The organism is Mycobacterium sp. (genome assembly GCF_050701675.1).
Classification (GTDB): domain Bacteria; phylum Actinomycetota; class Actinomycetes; order Mycobacteriales; family Mycobacteriaceae; genus Mycobacterium.
The window spans coordinates 1-1,629 of sequence record NZ_JBOGDD010000741.1 but is presented as its reverse complement, the minus strand read 5'-3'; the positions used below and the strand labels follow the sequence as shown (position 1 = coordinate 1,629).

The 1,629-nt window shown below is 66.5% G+C and carries 4 protein-coding genes; 1 reads left to right on the top strand and 3 read right to left on the bottom strand.

Annotation, left to right across the window (positions count from 1 at the left end; genetic code table 11):
* A partial coding sequence (locus ACRDUX_RS22735) for an RsmA family anti-sigma factor (protein ID WP_526416746.1) occupies positions 1-133 on the bottom strand: 133 nt, incomplete at its 3' end.
* 135 nt (positions 134-268) lie between these two features.
* Between ACRDUX_RS22735 and ACRDUX_RS22730 the strand changes: the two genes are divergently transcribed.
* The gene (locus ACRDUX_RS22730; protein WP_526416744.1) at positions 269-607 is read left to right on the top strand and encodes a hypothetical protein; all 339 of its coding nucleotides are present in this window, start codon (positions 269-271) and stop codon (positions 605-607) included.
* A 3-nt stretch (positions 608-610) separates the two neighbouring features.
* On the opposite strand, the gene sigM is transcribed toward ACRDUX_RS22730, so the two are convergent.
* Together sigM and ACRDUX_RS22720 are read right to left on the bottom strand one after the other, a co-directional pair.
* Complete coding sequence (gene sigM / locus ACRDUX_RS22725; RefSeq protein WP_526416742.1) at positions 611-1,195, bottom strand: RNA polymerase sigma factor SigM; 585 nt, start codon at positions 1,193-1,195, stop codon at positions 611-613.
* Between the two features lie 144 nt (positions 1,196-1,339).
* Positions 1,340-1,629, bottom strand: a 290-nt coding sequence (locus ACRDUX_RS22720) for a hypothetical protein (protein WP_526416740.1), incomplete at its 5' end; no start/stop codon positions are given.

Here is a 1,629-nt window from a genome sequence, read left to right as displayed (position 1 = left end):
GATCGGTGCGGACCCGGTGCCGAAGTCCCGCAGCCGTCCTGTCGTCGAGCAGGCCGGCCTGCAGATCTGCCAGCAGGTCCGTGGTGACGGGACCGTCGAAGCGATCGTCGTGACCGCCCGCCGCGCTGTCCACTGGCCGTCGTCCCCCACCGATTCGAGTGCTTTGGGCCAGTGTCGCATCGCCCAGGGACCGGAATTCCTTGGAGTGTCCTTGCGTTGTGCAGGCAGAAGAGGAAACTTGGGTCAGGCGGCCCACAATTGTGATTAGTTGAACTTTACGAACGAGGCCCACATCATGCGCAACCTGCAACGACTACTGCTCATCGGCGCCTTCGGAATCGCCTCCGCCTCGGGGCTGCTGGTGCTGGACGCCGCGAACGCGCCCCACACCGCTTCGCTGGCCTGCGACATGAACGTGGTCCCCTGGGATCCCTACCACCAGACCTGCGGCATTCCGAACGCGGTTCCGTCGGCTCCCGGTCAGTCTCCCGGCGCCGGGGCCATCATCGCGTGCCGGAACCATCCGGGCTGCCTCTCGCAGGCCGTCAACGGCCCGCAACTGGTCAACGTGCCGCAACCGGACACCCGCGTCCGCCAAAGCCAATAACCGTCAGCGAAGCTCGCCGCGGCCCGTCGGCGCCGGGTCCTCGAACTGCTCGAGGGTATTGGCGAGCTTGGCCCGCGCCCGCGAACAGCGACTCTTGACCGTGCCCTCGGGCACACCGAGTAAGCGCGCCGTCTCCGCGATCGAGTAGCCGTGCATGTCGACCGCCACCACGACGGCGCGTTGCTCGACGGGAAGTCTCAGCAGCGCGCGTTCCACGACCAGAGCGGTATCGACCCGCGGCGTGGGGTCACCGACGTGATAGACGTCATCGGTGAGCGGGCACGCCGGATGAGACTTGTTGCGCCGCAAACGATCCAGGCAGGCGTTCACGACGATGCGGTACAGCCAGCTGCTCACAGATGCGTCATGACGGAACCGGGGCGCGCTGCGGTGCGCCGACAGCATCGCATCCTGGAGGGCGTCCGCGGCGTCGTCGCGGTTGTGGCTGGTGATCTGGGCGAGGCGGTACAGCTGCCGGTGATGACGGTAGAAGAGTTCCTCGAAGGCGAAGCGGTCGCCGGCCACGTGCGCCGCCAGCAACTCTGCGTCCGACCGCTCTGGCTGTGCGATTCCCCCGAAGCTCCCCACAGACGAACACTAATCAACCGCGGACACCGGGCCGGACACTTCTTTCTCGCCAGCCATCGAGCCTGTCCGCACCACGGCGCTGACCTGCAGCGAAGCGCATAGCAAACCGGCGACCAGCCTGGGGATGAACCGACGGCGCCGCCGTCAGGAAGCGGCTTTGAGCGTGATGTCCGAGATCGCGGACTCGCTCTTGCCGTCGACGGTGCCGAGCGTGGTGATCCACACCAGCACATACGACACGGAGGTGGGGTTGTTGATCGTGATGGTGTTGGAGCCCGTCTTCATCGGCGTCGGTGGGCTGAGCACGGTGGTGTCGTCGAGGCTGGCAGGCGTCGCCGACTGCGCGGAGCGGATCTGGATCGACGTGCCCGTGCTGTTGAGGCTCAGGGTGACCGATCCAATCGCCGTGGGTTGCGGCAACTGCAGCATCAACC